General features: G+C 69.3%; 12 protein-coding genes. 4 read left to right on the top strand and 8 right to left on the bottom strand.

Annotation, left to right across the window (positions count from 1 at the left end; translation table 11 throughout):
* Nucleotides 1-30: 30 nt before the first annotated feature.
* From FHR33_RS44325 to FHR33_RS44315, 3 genes are all read right to left on the bottom strand, one after another.
* Nucleotides 31-288, bottom strand: a complete 258-nt coding sequence (locus tag FHR33_RS44325; protein WP_183661274.1) for a hypothetical protein — start codon at nucleotides 286-288, stop codon at nucleotides 31-33.
* Between the two features lie 133 nt (nucleotides 289-421).
* Complete coding sequence (locus FHR33_RS44320) at nucleotides 422-793, bottom strand: VOC family protein (protein WP_183661271.1); 372 nt, start codon at nucleotides 791-793, stop codon at nucleotides 422-424.
* Nucleotides 794-1047: 254 nt separating this feature from the next.
* Nucleotides 1048-1425 (bottom strand): hypothetical protein, encoded by a 378-nt coding sequence (locus FHR33_RS44315; RefSeq protein WP_183661268.1) that lies wholly within the window; start codon nucleotides 1423-1425, stop codon nucleotides 1048-1050.
* A gap of 338 nt (nucleotides 1426-1763) precedes the next feature.
* On the opposite strand from FHR33_RS44315, the gene FHR33_RS44310 reads away from it, so the two are divergent.
* Both FHR33_RS44310 and FHR33_RS44305 read left to right on the top strand, forming a co-directional pair.
* Complete coding sequence (locus tag FHR33_RS44310; RefSeq protein ID WP_183661266.1) at nucleotides 1764-2435, top strand: HxlR-like winged helix-turn-helix transcriptional regulator; 672 nt, start codon at nucleotides 1764-1766, stop codon at nucleotides 2433-2435.
* A gap of 417 nt (nucleotides 2436-2852) precedes the next feature.
* On the top strand, nucleotides 2853-4553 hold the full coding sequence (locus FHR33_RS44305; RefSeq protein ID WP_183661263.1) for a hypothetical protein: 1701 nt from the start codon (nucleotides 2853-2855) through the stop codon (nucleotides 4551-4553).
* 1112 nt (nucleotides 4554-5665) lie between these two features.
* Here FHR33_RS44305 and FHR33_RS44300 read toward each other — a convergent pair.
* Nucleotides 5666-6211 carry a M15 family metallopeptidase gene (locus tag FHR33_RS44300; protein WP_312896058.1) on the bottom strand — a complete coding sequence of 182 codons (546 nt, stop codon included), beginning with the start codon at nucleotides 6209-6211 and terminating at the stop codon, nucleotides 5666-5668.
* Nucleotides 6212-6348: 137 nt separating this feature from the next.
* On the opposite strand from FHR33_RS44300, the gene vanR-Sc reads away from it, so the two are divergent.
* Together vanR-Sc and FHR33_RS44290 are read left to right on the top strand one after the other, a co-directional pair.
* A complete protein-coding gene (vanR-Sc, locus tag FHR33_RS44295) occupies nucleotides 6349-7026 on the top strand; it encodes a VanSc-type vancomycin resistance response regulator transcription factor VanR (protein WP_183661258.1) in 678 nt (225 codons plus the stop codon).
* Between the two features lie 30 nt (nucleotides 7027-7056).
* Nucleotides 7057-8163, top strand: coding sequence for a sensor histidine kinase (locus FHR33_RS44290; protein WP_281388551.1), 1107 nt, complete (start codon nucleotides 7057-7059; stop codon nucleotides 8161-8163).
* A 52-nt stretch (nucleotides 8164-8215) separates the two neighbouring features.
* On the opposite strand, the gene FHR33_RS44285 is transcribed toward FHR33_RS44290, so the two are convergent.
* The 4 genes from FHR33_RS44285 to FHR33_RS44270 form a co-directional block, all read right to left on the bottom strand.
* Nucleotides 8216-9691, bottom strand: coding sequence for a serine hydrolase domain-containing protein (locus tag FHR33_RS44285; RefSeq protein ID WP_312896057.1), 1476 nt, complete (start codon nucleotides 9689-9691; stop codon nucleotides 8216-8218).
* Between the two features lie 78 nt (nucleotides 9692-9769).
* Nucleotides 9770-10432 (bottom strand): response regulator, encoded by a 663-nt coding sequence (locus FHR33_RS44280; protein WP_183661249.1) that lies wholly within the window; start codon nucleotides 10430-10432, stop codon nucleotides 9770-9772.
* Nucleotides 10429-11550 carry a sensor histidine kinase gene (locus FHR33_RS44275; protein WP_312896056.1) on the bottom strand — a complete coding sequence of 374 codons (1122 nt, stop codon included), beginning with the start codon at nucleotides 11548-11550 and terminating at the stop codon, nucleotides 10429-10431. The genes FHR33_RS44280 and FHR33_RS44275 overlap by 4 nt, the downstream gene beginning before the upstream one ends.
* Nucleotides 11551-11600: 50 nt before the next feature.
* Complete coding sequence (locus FHR33_RS44270) at nucleotides 11601-14552, bottom strand: ATP-binding protein (protein WP_183661245.1); 2952 nt, start codon at nucleotides 14550-14552, stop codon at nucleotides 11601-11603.
* Between the last annotated feature and the right edge of the window lie 16 nt (nucleotides 14553-14568).

Below are 14568 nucleotides of genomic sequence, written 5' to 3'. Positions count from 1 at the left end.
GATGGGGTTCTGACTTCTGGCGGGCGAGGGTCAGATATGAGCCCTGATCTGGCGCACGGGGTGCCCGAGCACCTCCGCGAGCGCAGCCAGCTCTTCGTTGGTGAACCAGCTGCGGTCGGGATTCCAGACGGCGATCTCGAAGCGGGCGAATCCACACGGCCAGTGATAGTCCAGCGCGTCCAGTGCCGACTCGACGCCGCAGCAGGGGAGCTCGACCGCCAGGGTGGCGAAGCCGTCCTCGCAGTTCGCTTCCAGAAGATCGGCCCACCAGTCGGTGCCGATCGACATCCCGCAGTGCGGACAGCCGATCCTCTCCAGGTTCTGGCCGCAGTCGACGGCCGTGAGCCTGTCGTGCCAGGTGACGTCGATCTCAGCGTCGCCGCCGGGCGTGCCGGGTGCCGGCCGGGCGGCGCTCTCATGGCTACGCGTGGGGCCGGTGCCTGTGCGTCTCGTTGAGCTGGATGATCTGAAGGTAGTTTCCATCAGGGTCTGCGAATGTTCCGAAGCGGCCGTTGGGGCGGTCGGAGACGGGGAACAGCCAGTCCACCCCTGCCGCCCGCAGCTGGGTCTCGACGGCGTCGAAGTCGTCGACGTGGAAGTTGAGTATCATCCGGCCCGGCTCGTTGTTCTTCGTGTCGACGTCGTCGCGCTGATCGATGACCAGCAGGAAGCCGCCCAGATCGATCGCACCCTCACCCTCGTGCGCCGGTGCGAGCGCCCTGCGGTACCACTCACGCAGTTCTGCGGGCCGGGTGGTGCCCAGAAGGACACTGCCGGGCTTCGGTGTGATCATTTCAGTCTCCTTGTCGTTGATTTCGCGGGGACGCTTTCGAGCAGGGGCGATGGGCATGTCCGTTGCCTTTTCGGCGAGTATTGCCCCGTGCCACCCGCCGAAAGGGAAGCCGTCCATCACGCTCAGAATCCAGGCCGGTAATTTGCTGAGCTGTCACGCCAGTAAGTCTCCGGACTCACGGGGAATTCGCTGGTGGAGCCGGGATTCACGTGTCTAGCACCGGCAAACCCCCACACGGACAGGCCCAGACGAAATCACCCGCCGCCACCTGACGCTTGTTCTCTGACGTTCGCCGACTTGACCTCGACGAGGATCACGTTCACTTCGCCCGCCAGCAACTCCCAGGCGTGATCGAAAGCGTCGTCTTGCCAGACGACCGCGCCGGGGTTCAGATCCACGATCTGCGTCGCCCCATCCGCCCAGGTCACTTTCTGCCGCCCGGAGCCGAGGTTGACCACGAGCATCGGCGGGTGCGAGTGCATCGCACTTTCCCAACCGTGGGAGGCGCGCGCATGGATCACCCGAACGTGTTCGTTCTCGAACAGGACTTGGTGCGCATCGGGATCCACGATCGACGCATGCTCGGGCCTCTGGGTCGAGGCCGGGCTCTGGTTCGAAAGAGAAGTACTCATCGCAGGCTCCTGTCTTCCTGGTTGTCGCGCGACCTTGGCGCCGGCTCCACCACCGGATCGGTCCGGTGATCTCAAGTGGGCCAAGGGCTGTCGCATGGGTCTGTCCTTCCGAGGTGCAGGTCGCCGCCGAGCGCCATCTGCCCCTCGCTGGTTCCGTCAGGCCGCTGCTGAACGATAACCATAAGAAGTTGTTAAAAGCAACCGAACTAGGTAGTTCTTAAGGAGCAGTGCTCACTGGTCGGGGTCTCGACGTCATCGGGGAACGGCAGGCGATGAGTTGTGAATAGCAACTACAGTGAGTGGTAGTTCCGGATCAGGGCAGACCGAGGAGAGCAGCCATGCCGACCAGCCGTAGCTATCGGGACTCCTGTGGGATGGCTCGGGCTCTCGACGTCGTCGGGGAGCGATGGGCACTGCTGGTCGTCCGCGAGCTGCTCTTGATGCCTCAACGCTTCTCCGAGCTGCGGCACGCTCTGCCCAACGCCAGCTCGAACCTGCTTGCCGATCGGCTTCGAGAACTCGAGCATCACGGGGTGATCCGTCGCCGCAAACTGGCGTCAACGGCAGGCCCGCAGGTCTACGAACTGACAGAGTGGGGCCGGAAGCTGGAACCGATCGTCCTGGCTCTGAGCGATTGGGGGATCGATGCCCCCCACCCTCCAGAGCCCACCTCACTCAGCGCCACCTCAGTGCTGATCTTCCTGCGAGGTCACGTTCGTCCCGACCCGGCGGCGCCGCCGATCGTTTGTCGCCTCGATCTCGACGGCTCGGTCTGGACGGTCTGCGTAGACTCCGGACAGGTTCAGGTGCGGAGCGGTGAGCCTGCCACGGCCGACATCTCGCTTCGTACGGACCCGAAGACGCTCGGCGGCCTGCTGGCCGATCCGGCCTCGCTCGACGCTGCGCTCGCCGAAGGGAACGTGGCCCTTGTGGGCGACCTTCTGAACCTCAAGCGGCTGCTGTACGGAGTCGCCGACTCCCCACCTCGGCACCGGACCTCCCAGGAGTGACAGGGGGGGTCGTGACGAGCCGCGCCGGCGATGCTGGAGCACGTGGGCGCTGCAGCAGCGCGCCTGCCGTATCTGCCTCGCCTGCGCTGCGGCCGCGTCGTGCTGCCGGCGGCCCGCCGGCTCAGGCCCTGCCCGTCCAGGGGCCGCCCAGCCCGGCTGGGAGAAGTTCTGGGACCACTCCTTCTCCGACTACGTCGCCTGCAACATCCTGGGCACCCGGCGCCTCACCATCAAAACGAAACCGCATCGCGTCGAAGATCATGGCTCTGATCGGCGGGGCGGGACCGCTCTTTCCGCTGTGCCCGCCTGTACGGCGGTGCCGGGCTAAGATCGCCTCCCGTGCCTTCAGATAGTTTCTGGCGGATTATCAGGATTGGCTTAGTAGGTCTGGTTCTGGCGGCGGCGGTCGCGGGCCTGGTGCTCGGCGACGTCTGGCTCTGGGTGGCCGTCGAATGGGCGCCGCCGACCTACCTGGAGTTCTACGCGCGCGGCGGGTTTGACGCCCCGACGGTTGTGGCGCTGCTCGTGGCCGCCCTGGTGAAGGCCGCGCTCCTGTGGCTGATCCTGCGTGCCCCCGCGCCGGGACCGCTTGACCGCCAGGCGAAGGCGCTGCGCCGACTGCTGTATCTGGCGGTGGCGTACACCCTGGTGCTGTGGTATCCGATCGCGCTGCTCCCCGACGCGGTCGACGCGGTGTTCCAGCTCGCGCTGTGGACCGCGATCGACGTCCTCTACCTGCTCGTCATCCGCTGGCGGTCCCGCATGCTGCGCGCGGCGGCCGGAGCGATGTTCGCGGTCGAGCTGGCCGGGATGGCCAACGAACTGCTCGACGAACTCGACCTCCCAGAGCTTGGACCGGGCGGCATCGTCGAACTGGGCTTGGTACTGGGCGGAGTGGCGGCGACCATCATCACGGTCGTCGGGCAGCGGCGCGACGGCCGGTGGAGCCGCGGCACGCTGGCCGCCGGGTGGTTGTCGGTGGGCGTGTACGCGCTGGTGATCCCGTTCAACTTTCTCTTCGAAAGGATCTCCAGCGGCAAGGAGGCGGTGCTGGTCATGATGGGCGCGGTGGGGCTCGTCGGCACCGTGTGGATCGCGGCGACCGCCCGTGAACTGCCCGCTGAGGGCCGCCCGGCGGACCTTCCGCCCGTGCGGCGGCGCGTGATCCGCGTCGCGGTGGCGGCCGTGGCCGTACTGCCGGTCATCGCACTGATCCACCCAGAGCAGACCCCGCACCTCACCTACACCGGCTGGTCGATGGACTGCTATGACCGGCCCCGTTTCGGCGACCTGGAACCTGCCGAACACGACGCCGCGTTCCTGTGCCGGGCGCGGAGCACAGAGGGCGGAGTCCCGCCCATGTTCCCGGACAGCCTGTCGGACCAGGCGATCCTCGCGTACGGGCGGGCGCTGTGCCGTACAAAGGACCGCGACGAGCAGGAGGCGATTCTGACGCGGGCCGGAAGCGCGCGGCCGGCCGGGGGCGCGGACCCGTGGGACCTCGTCTACGTCTGCCCGGAGATCGTCGGCGCCACCCATCCCGAGCTGCTGCGGTCGAGCACGGAGACGGAGACGGCGTACACCGCCCACATCGCCGAGGAGAATGCGAAATGCCGCGACCCGTGGCCCCGGACGAAGGCTGTCGCCCAGGCCACAGCCAAGTACTTCCTTTTCGCCGACGGCGATCACGGCTATCTGGTCCACGACCCCGGCGACGAAGCCGCCGACCTCGCGGCGGAGCAGGCGATGGACAAGGTCTACGACGACAACGCCCTCATCGGGGTGGCCGGCAGCGCGGTGCTCATCGGGCACGTCGAAGACGTCAGTGACCTGTGCCTTACGGTGAAGGCCTTCCGTACCGCGCCGCCTCGGCGGACGGCCGGGTGGGATCAGGTCAACGAGGTGCCGATCGTTAGCCGCAGCGGCCGGCTCGCCGTGCCGGAGATGGGTGAGGGCGGAGACGTGGGCGCGGGCGCCCCGATGCCGAATTTGGCGATCGCGGGGAAGGGCCGCTACCGGCTCCGTGTCTACGTGCGGGTCGACGATGCGGGCCAGGAGCACCACCTGGTCGTCGCCTTCCCGGGTGCGTCGAGGAAGAGGCTTGAGCTGAAGCCATGAGCGGTGGCGGCCGGAGACAGCTACCAGGACAGGGCCTGCTCGTTCGGCGCAGACCTGGCGGCCGGAGATCCGCGTGTCCATCCGCACCGGGATCACCGACGCGGGCTCCGAGATCACCGACCGGGTGAACAAGACGGTTGGGCAGTACGCGTACGGCTTCCACAATCCTCGGGAACCGGCGGTAATGCACCCCGCAAGCCCACTCGCATGGGAAGAGCCCCATGCGACGCCCCGGCATGGGCCCTACTGAGGCGGGGCGGCGAGTGTTTCGCGGACTAAGTAATCGTTCGACTGGATGACGAGCACACCGTTGCCAAGCCGTCCAGCGAGAAGGCGAAACTCGCCGAATTCGCCGAGGGCGCCGGCTTGTGTCAGCTCCGCCGCTATGCCGAGTGAAATGAGAACATTGAACCTTATTCATCCTCAAGCGGCCTGGGCAACACCGTGATTCTGGAGATCGGCGGTGGACTTGCACGGGTGGCCGGCCTCGCAGCGTGGCGGGGAGTATCTTCCAGCCCTTGAGCTGGGCGTTCACCCGTTGGCCCGCCTTCTGACGCCCGGGCCTTGTTCATGACCTCGTTCGGAGGAATCACCGGTCCCTCGGCCCCTTGATAGCCCTAATCGGCCAAAGTGACGATCTCGGACCGCTTGAGAGTGAAAAGGTATAGTCCTCACCCGGCCAAAATGTTCGCCAATGACCTCACGATCGGATTGGCGCGAATTTGAGGTGAAAGGCCCGAGTTCGCCGGTATTGTACCCCGTGAAGGGGGAGCCGGTTTGGTGTTGGAGGTTGGCATGACCATCCTCACTATGTTCCCGGTGCGCTTGCAGGCTGACTACCGCTTCGCACCCGGGCCGAAGAAGGCGAAGAAGGGGAAGAAGGGGAAGAAGGCTAAATAGCGAAGCTCGCGAAGTGTAAGAGGAGCGCCTGTGCCTGGCGGCACGGGGTGCTCGGATCTTCTGAGCGGCCCGTGCCGCCAGGCTGCGCGCACGGCTGCCCCCAAGCTTCTCCTTGGCTTCGGCCGGCCGAACGTTGATCGAGTGCGTTCGATAGAGCGTTCGCGCGCAGTACGACGAGCCAGCCCCGGCACCGAGCCCGGCGAGCGTGCCGGTCACTGCCGCATCCTCGGGTCGTGCGTGGGATCGGCATACATGGGCGGGCAGCCACGATCGACAGCCTTGGGGCGCAGTTCGTAGTGCCAGGGTTCGTTGCGGTAGATCTGGCACAGCCCGTAATCGGCGCCGTGCTCGGACAGCCACGCCGTGGCGTCGACGGGTCCGATGTCGATCGCTTCTCCCGAGACGTGAAGGGAGGTCTCCGCGGTGGCCACCCATCGCGCGGCCTCGCTTTCTGAGCCGTACGTGGAGACCGCCTCACGACGAAGCTGATCCTGGTACTCCGGTGAACGCCATCCGCTGTTGACCCGAAACTCGACGCCGTCTTCCATGGCATCCGTTGCAGCTCGGCGGAGAGCCTTGAGCAGATCCGGATCGAGGTTGGCCACTGCCGGGATCTCGTCATCGAAGACTGTCACGCCGTCGGGAACGGCCCCGGCAGCCTCGCCGACGTCAATGGGTGACGCGGCCGAGGACGACGCCGACTGATAGCCGACGGCCCCGATGAACGCCGTGATGGCGACTGCCAGGGCGACGATCACGAGCCTGGGAGTCCGGCGGGTTGCTGCTCGTGCTGGTGCTCTGCTAGCCATGCCTCCAGTCAAGGAAGCGTGGGGTTGCCAGCACGTATGAGATTTTTGATATGCCGACGATATGCTCCGGCTCGTAGTGTCGGAGCATGCGTGTGCTGATCGTCGAGGACGAGCCGTATCTGGCAGAAGCCATCCGCGACGGGCTGCGTCTGGAAGCGATCGCGGCCGATATCGCCGGTGACGGTGATACCGCTCTGGAACTGCTGAGCGTCAACGCCTACGACATCGCTGTCCTCGACCGCGACATTCCCGGCCCCTCCGGTGACGAGATCGCTAAACGTATCGTCGTTTCCGGTAGCGGCATGCCGATCCTCATGCTCACCGCTGCCGACCGTCTCGACGACAAGGCCTCCGGGTTCGAGCTCGGCGCCGACGACTACCTCACGAAGCCGTTCGAACTCCGAGAACTCGTGCTCAGGCTCCGAGCACTCGACCGCAGGCGCGCGTACAACAGGCCTCCTGTGCGAGAGATCGCAGGTCTGCGGGTGGACCCGTTCCGCCGAGAGGTCTACCGTGACGGCCGGTACGTGGCGCTGACCAGGAAGCAGTTCGCCGTGCTCGAAGTTCTCGTCGCAGCCGAAGGCGGTGTCGTCAGCGCCGAAGAACTGCTGGAACGGGCATGGGATGAGAACGCGGACCCGTTCACCAACGCCGTGCGCATCACGGTCTCGGCGCTGCGCAAACGGCTCGGCGAACCCTGGGTCGTCGCCACGGTGCCCGGCGTCGGGTATCGCATCGACACGGCATCCGGCACCGGGGGGTGAAGGCGGATGACCGTGGATAGGGCACCCGGGTTGAGCGTTCGCCTCAAACTCACCCTCAGCTACGCGGGGTTCCTCATGCTCGCAGGCGCCCTGCTGCTCGCGGCCGTGTGGGTGTTCCTGCTGCGTTACGTACCTGAAGTGATCCACACGCCCGGAATGTTCGTACCCAACCAGTCCGACCTCCTACGCGCCTTCGCCCCAGCGGCAACCGCAGTGCTGATCTTCCTGCTGATGTTCGGCCTCCTGGGAGGATGGATCCTCGCCGGCAGCATGCTCGCGCCCCTGACTCGCATCACCAATGCCACACGCAGGGCCGCGGAAGGATCGCTCTCCCACCGGATCGAGTTGGAAGGCCGCAGGGACGAGTTCCGCGAACTCGCCGACGCCTTCGACACGATGCTCACCCGGCTCGAAGCGCACATCGCCGAACAGCAGAGATTCGCAGCCAACGCCTCTCACGAGTTGCGCACCCCGCTGGCGATCTCGCGGACACTTCTCGACGTGGCCCGCAACGATCCGAAGCGCGACACCGGCGAACTCGTCGAACGCCTCCACGCCGTCAACGCCCGAGCGATCGACCTCACAGAGGCGTTGCTCATGCTCAGCCGTGCTGACCAGAGGTCCTTCACCCGCGGATATGTCGACCTGTCCTTGGTCGCAGAGGAAGCCACCGAAACGTTGCTCCCCCTCGCCGAGCGACGTGGAATCTCCCTCGAGGCCTCCGGCGACATCACCCCGACCATCGGATCGCAAGCGCTCCTGCTGCAGATGACCACGAACCTCGTGCACAACGCGATCGTCCACAACCTGCCCACCCAGGGGGCGATCTGGGTGAGCACCAGCGTTCACCCCGGGTCCGTCATGCTGACTGTCGAGAACACCGGCAAGAAGCTCTCACCACAGCTGGTCCCCACCCTCACCGAACCATTCCAGCGCGGCACCCAGCGCGTGCGCGACGACCATGCAGGCGTGGGACTCGGCCTGGCCATCGTCAAAAGCATCACCCAGGCACACGACGGAACACTCACCATCACCCCCCGCCCTGACGGAGGGCTCCGCATCACCGTTGAACTCCCCGCCGCACCACTGACTGATCGCGCGGGCTACTCCTGGCCCCGCTCTTCCCCCACGCGATGATGACGGCCGTCGAGGAAGGTCGGAACGATGGCCGGCCAGGTTCCCGCCCAGGTCAGCTGTCCACCGTGGCCGGCCGTACCGGTGCGAAGGTCGCCTGACCGGCGCGGCGGAAGCACCAGAGGCGACGGCCGAGTGCGACCGCCCCGAGCACGCAGCAGGCGAGGCAGAAGAGCGCCAGCAGCGGCAGCAGCCAGGCGGTGACGATCCAGTACTGGAAGCTGAACGCCCCCCAGATCAGCGTCGGCAGCGCCGCGCCCAGCACCGTCACCAGGGCGAGAGGCACGAGCCGCAGAACCAGCCTCGGCCGGCGCGCCGCGCGGCGTCGCGAGGCCCAGCGGCGCGCTCGGACGGCCGCGGTGACGAGCAGCGCGGCCATCCCCACCGTGAGCCCGAGCAGGACCGCGTTCACGACGGTGAGCGGGTTGCTCATCGGCGTTGCCGGTGCCCCGATCCGTTCGGCGAGAAGGTTGGTCGAGAGCAGGCCGGGATCGCCGCCACTGTTGGTGAGGACGAGGGCGGCCACACCGGTCTTGGGCGAGAAGACCATGTCCCCGGTCCACGTCGCCAGTGTTCCGCCGTGGCCGATCACCGACGGCGGGGCGTCCGGTGCGACGGGACGGGACTGCCAGCCGAGGGCGTAGCCGCCGGCCTTCGGCTGGACGGTGTGCAACTCGGCCAGGGAAGCGGCACTCAGCAGGTCCGCCCCGAGGGTTCCCTGGTTGAACCGCAGCCACCGCACCATGTCGTCCAGGGTCGAGATCACCCCGCCGTTGCCGACGCACATCCCCGGCATCTCCGGTGCCGCGACGGCCACCCCGAGAACGACCTCGTACCCGGACGGCAGCCCCTCGGCACGATCGGAACACCCCAGCGTCGAGCCGGTGCCGGTCATGCCCAGCGGTGTGAACAGTTCGGCGTGGAGGAAGGCGTCGAAGGACTTCCCCGACACCACCTCGACGATCCTCGCCGCGATCGAGTAGTTGGTGTTGTGGTACTCCGGGCGGCTGCCCGGATCGGCGGCCAGGGTCTTGTCGGCCAGCCCGGCCACGATGTCCTGCGCGCTGCGCGGAGGGGGGAACACGTACTCGTCGTTCGTGCTGTTCGACAGCCCCGAGGTGTGGCTGAGGAGCTGGCGCACGGTCATCCCGGTGAAGCGCGGATCGGCCATCCTGAAGTCGGGCAGGACCTTGACGACCGGGTCGTCCAGGGAGAGGCGGTCACGGTCGACCAGCAGCATGATCGCCGCCGCCGTCATCGACTTGCTCATCGAGGCGATCCGGAACCGTGTCCGCGCCGTCACCGCGTTGCCGTCCCCGTCCCGGCCGCGGACGATCGTCTCGACCGACGACTTGTCGATCACGGCCGCCGCGACACCGGGCGTGCCGTAGACGGAGCGGAAGTCGTCGACCAGTCGTTCGCCGGTGGCGTGGGCCGGTGCCGTCCAGCCGAGCAGCACGGCGACGAGCACACCGCCGAGGACGAGGAGGGAGGTCACACGAGGAAAGGAGGGCAGACGTAGGAGATGCACGACGTCGAACCTAGGCCGGGCGTCACCGGCCGACATCACCCCAAGGGGTGAGACGGAACCACCCGGCAGGATGGAATCTCAGTCAGGCAGATCGTTGCGACCCACAAGCCCGTTCTCGTACGCGTGGATCACCGCGTGCACGCGGTCGCGCAGGTGCAGTTTCTGCAGGACGGCCCGGACGTGCGACTTCACCGTGTTCTCGCTCAGCACCAGTTCCGCGCAGATCTCGCTGTTGGACCTGCCACGGGCGAGCAGGCCGAAGATCTCGACTTCGCGTGGGGTGAGGCCGTCCAGGGCCGCCGTCCTCCGCATCGGCACCTGCCGTACGAGATCGAGGATCGTCGCGGCCACACCCGGGGCCAGCACCGACGTCCCGGAGGCGACGTCACACACGGCCTGGGCCAGGGCGGCGGGCCGGACGTCCTTGGTCAGGTAGCCGCTCGCGCCGGCCCGGATGGCAGCCACGACCAGTTCGTCATCATCGAACGTCGTCAGCATGAGCACCCGGGTCGCCGGTGCGATCCTGACGATCTCCGCCGTGGCGGCGACCCCGTCCATGCGCGGCATGCGGATGTCCATCAGTACCACGTCGAGGCGGTGCCGCCGGACGACCTCGATCGCGTCGCGGCCGTTCGCGACGTCGTGGGTGACCTCGATGCGTTCGTCGGCCGACAGCACCGTACGGAGCGAGGCCCGCAGCAACTCCTGATCGTCGACGAGCATGACACGGATCCCGGTCATGCCCCCTCCTTCGTGGGGAGCCGCGCCCGCAGCATCCACCCGTCGTCCCCGTCGTCGATCGACAGGGTGCCTCCTGCGGTACGCACACGTTCCTCGATCCCTATCAAGCCGGTCCCCTGGCTGCCGACGTCGCGAAGCGCCTTGCCGCCGTCGTCGCGCACCTCCACCACCACCTCGGCCGGGGTCCAGCGCAGGCGAACGGTCACCTCGACCGGTGGTTCGAGGTGGCGCAGCGCATTGGTGATGCCCTCCTGCACAGTCCGGACCGCCGCGACCTCGGCACTCAGGCTCAGCGGCCGTCGCTCACCCACCTCCGCGAACGTCACCGCATGGAGCGGGCTCGCCGCCGAGGCCACGAGGTCAGGGAGGGCATCGAGCGCGATCGGGACCTCTCTGGGCCGGGAATCGGCGCGCGGCGCCACGGCGGCCGGGCCCAGGGTGGCCAGCATCGCTCGCAGACCCTGATGGGCGTCCCGGCCGGCCTCGGCGATGTCGCCGAGTTCGCGGCGGGTCGCCGGATCCGTCGTCGTCACCGCCGCGGCCTCGATCCGCGCGACCATGACGGTGACCGTGTGGGCGATCACGTCGTGCAGGTCGCGGCGGATGCTGGCCCGTTCGTCCGCGACCGCCGCGGCCAGTCGTTCGCTCTCGGCTCGTCGGCCGGCCTCGTGCCTGCGGCGTACCAGCAGGGCCGCAAGCCACACACCGCCGACCACGAGCATCAGCAGCCCGCCCTCGACCAGGCGGGTCCACCCAGGGACGTCAGGGGGCAGCCGGGCCCACGCGACCAGCTCGGTGAGGACGATCCCGAGCGCGGCGACGGCCAACGCGACCACCGAGGACCTGACCGAGACCCGGCTGGTCAGCCGCCACAACGTCAGGGGGAAGCACGCGGCCGAGGGCAGCATGGTCGGTGACCACCCCAGGAAGGGCGTCGTCACCAGGACGAGCATGCCAAGCGCGCCGATCACGTACCCCACCCACGGCCGTCGATGAGCCACCACCGCTCCCACATGGAGCAGGACGGCAGCTCCCGCCGCGGCCAAGATCTGCCACAGGTCCGCGCCGAGATGCCGGACGCCCGCCAGGATGATCACCGTCAGGAGAGCCAGGACCACGTGCGCCACCGCCGTCGTCGCCGGCCATGTGCTCCGGCGCCGGGAGACTGTCACGGTCGTCGCCTCCCGGTGGACCGCGTGACGGGAGGTGATCGATGTTCCTCGACGCCCGAGATCTCCTCGAGGGTGAGCGGGGCGGCGTCGGCGGTGCCGCGCGCCTGCCGTACACGGGCCTCGATCCGGTCGACGTCGCCGCGTTCGGCCGCAGGCAGGGGAGCGCCGACGGCGCGACGGGTGGCGGCCGCGGTGGCGAGCAGGCGCGCGGCCAGGTCATGGCGTCCTGCCAGGGAGTGCGCCCCTGCCAGCCCTTCGAGGGCGAGGGCGACGGCGCGGGGGTCGCCGCTGGCTCGGGCGGCGGCCAGTCCCTGCAGGTGGAGGTCGAGGGCGCCCGCGTGGTCACCGCGCTGCTCGGCGACGAAGCCGAGCTCGGCCAGGACGAGGGCGCTGCCGGGCCTGGCGTCGAGCCTGCGCATCCAGTCGAGCCAGGCGCGCAGGTGGGTTTCGGCCTCGTCGAGGTGGCCCTGGCGTCTGGCGGTGAGGGCGAGGCCGGTCTGGGCGAACTCCTCTGCCGGCTTGTTGGCCTGTTCGGCGGCGAGCCGTCCTGCGCGGGTGTGAAGCTCGCGGGAGCGGTCGTGGTCGCCTGTTAGCAGGGCGATACGGCCGAGGCTGGAAAGGCGCCAGGAGATCTCGCTGGCGAGTCCGAGCTCCTCGGCGAGGCGGAGTCCCTCGGTGCGCAGGGCGGTGGCGCGGGCGTAGTCGCCGGTGATCTCGGCGTGGGTGGCGAGCAGGTCGGCGGCCCGGCTCTGCCCCCAGCGGTCGCCGACGGCGCGGAAGGCGTCGAGGGCCGCCTGGGCGTCGCGGTGGAGGCTGAGGAGGTCGCCGGACTGGAGCGCCTTGGCGGCGCGGGTGCTCAGGGCGGCCGCGGTGCCCCACGCGTCGCCGAGGTCGCGGTAGGCGGCGAGCGCGGCGTCGGTGAGGTGGACGGTGTCGTCGCCGATGCCGCGCTGGGCGAAGGCGAGCGACCACTGCGCCCGGGCCAGCCCCGCGGGGTCGTCGTGGAAGAGGGCCAGGGCGGCGCCGGCGTCGGCCGGTTCGCCCGACAGGAGGGTGAAGGCGGCCTGCCAAGCGGCGGTGCGTGCGTTCGGGCCCTGCCGGAGGGCCCTGGCGAGGTGGCGGCGGGCTTCGGTGAGGCGGCCGCGCAGGAACCAGTACCAGGCGAGGGCGTCGACGAGGCGGTGGGCGTGGTCGGCGGGGGCGTGGTCGAGGGCGGCGCGGAGATTGGCGCTCTCGGCGTCGAGGGTGGCCAGCCACTGGCGTTGGCCAGGGCCGCGCAGGTGCGGGTCGGCCTGTTCGGCGAGCGCGGTGTAGTAGGCGGTGTGGCGCTCGCGGACGGCGCCGAGTTCGCCCGCTTCGCGGAGGCGTTCGAGGCCGTAGGCCTTGACCGACTGCAGGAGGCGGTGGCGCGGGCCGGGGCTGAGGAGTGAACGGTCGACCAGGCGGGCGAGGATGTCGGCGACGTCGATGTGGGGCTCGGCGCAGGTGTGCTCGGCGGCGTCGAGCGCGCATCCGTCGGCGTGGACGGCGAAGCGTCGCAGGACGACGCGTTCGGGCTCGGTGAGCAGGTCCCAGCTCCAGTCGATGACGGCGCGCAGGGTGCGCTGGCGGGGCGGGGTGCCGCGCTGCTCGGCGGTCAGGAGGTGGTGCTGGAGGCGTTCGGCGAGGGCGTCGGCGCCGAGGGCTCTGGCTCGGGTGGCGGCCAGCTCGATGGCCAGCGGGATGCCGTCGAGGTGGGGGACGAGGGCTGCGGCGTCGCCGGGGGTGAGGCTGGGGGCGCGGGTGAGGAGGAGCTCGGCGGCGGCGGCGGGGTCGAGCGGCGGGACGGGCCAGGGGTGCTCGCCGGGGACGGCGAGGGGCTCCCTGCTGGTGGCGAGGATGCGGAGGGCGGGGACGCGGCGCAGCAGCGTGGCGCCGAGGTCGGCGGTCGCCTCGATGAGGTGCTCGCAGTTGTCGAGGACGAGGAGCGTGGGGTGGCGGGCGTGGAGCGCGGTGGTGAGATCGGTCGTGTCGGGCAGGCGCAGGGCCTGGGCGACGGCCTGGGCGGGGTCGTCGGTGTCGGCCAGCTCGACGAGGTGGGCGTTGGGGTGGGCGCGGGCCGCCTCGATCGCCAGCCTGGTCTTGCCGACGCCTCCAGGCCCGGTGAGGGTGACGAGTCGTGACCTTTCGAGGGCCGCGCGGACCTCGCGGACGGCGTCGTCGCGGCCGACGAGGTCGGTGAGCGCGGCGGGCAGGTCGGATCGCGGGGGCTGGAGGGCGGGGTCCTGCCTGAGGATGGCCTCGTGCAGGGCGGTGAGCTCGGGTCCTGGGTCGAGTCCGAGCTCGTCGGCGAGCAGGGTACGGGCCTGGGTGAAGGCGTCGAGGGCCTCGCTCTGGCGGCCGGCCAGGTAGAGGGCGCGCATGTGGAGGGCGCGCAGCCGCTCGCGGAGCGGGTGCTGCGCGACGAGGGCGGCCAGTTCGACGGGGTGGCCCTGGGCGAGACGCTGTTCGGCCTGGTCTTCGAGCGCGGTGAGGCGGAGCTCTTCGAGGTGGGTGATGGCGGCCGCGGCGAAGGGCTCGTCGGCGTGGTCGGCGAGGGCGGGGCCGCGCCACAGGGCCAGCGCCTCGTCGAGGCGGCCTTCGCCGAGGAGCGCGCGGAAGCGGGTGGCGTCGAGGTGGACGGCGCGCAGCGCGTAGCCAGGGGCCTGCGAGACGACGAGGTCGCGGGCGCCGGGCTCGGCGGCCTCGAGAGCGCGGCGCAGGTGCCAGATCTTGGTCTGGAGCGCGGCGTGGGCGTCGGTGGGCGGTGTGTCGCCCCACAGGTCGTCGATGAGGCGGTCGGCAGGCACGACCTGTCCCTCGTGGGCGAGCAGGTCGGCCAGCAGGGTGCGGACCTTGCGTTCGCGGACGCGGACGGGCGTGCCGTCCTCGGTGTGGACCTCCAGGGGTCCGAGTATCGCGAAGCGCATGGGCGACACCGTATCG

The organism is Nonomuraea dietziae, assembly GCF_014195505.1.
Lineage (GTDB): Bacteria > Actinomycetota > Actinomycetes > Streptosporangiales > Streptosporangiaceae > Nonomuraea > Nonomuraea roseola.
This window is presented reverse-complemented; position numbering and strand designations above follow the sequence as displayed.

Coding starts and splice junctions, on each gene's coding strand:
- FHR33_RS44325 (WP_183661274.1), bottom strand. CDS start 288: ATGTCGATCGGCACCGACTGGTGGGCCGATCTTCTGGAAGCGAACTGC.
- FHR33_RS44320 (WP_183661271.1), bottom strand. CDS start 793: ATGATCACACCGAAGCCCGGCAGTGTCCTTCTGGGCACCACCCGGCCC.
- FHR33_RS44315 (WP_183661268.1), bottom strand. CDS start 1,425: ATGAGTACTTCTCTTTCGAACCAGAGCCCGGCCTCGACCCAGAGGCCC.
- FHR33_RS44310 (WP_183661266.1), top strand. CDS start 1,764: ATGCCGACCAGCCGTAGCTATCGGGACTCCTGTGGGATGGCTCGGGCT.
- vanR-Sc (WP_183661258.1), top strand. CDS start 6,349: ATGCGTGTGCTGATCGTCGAGGACGAGCCGTATCTGGCAGAAGCCATC.
- FHR33_RS44280 (WP_183661249.1), bottom strand. CDS start 10,432: ATGACCGGGATCCGTGTCATGCTCGTCGACGATCAGGAGTTGCTGCGG.
- FHR33_RS44270 (WP_183661245.1), bottom strand. CDS start 14,552: ATGCGCTTCGCGATACTCGGACCCCTGGAGGTCCACACCGAGGACGGC.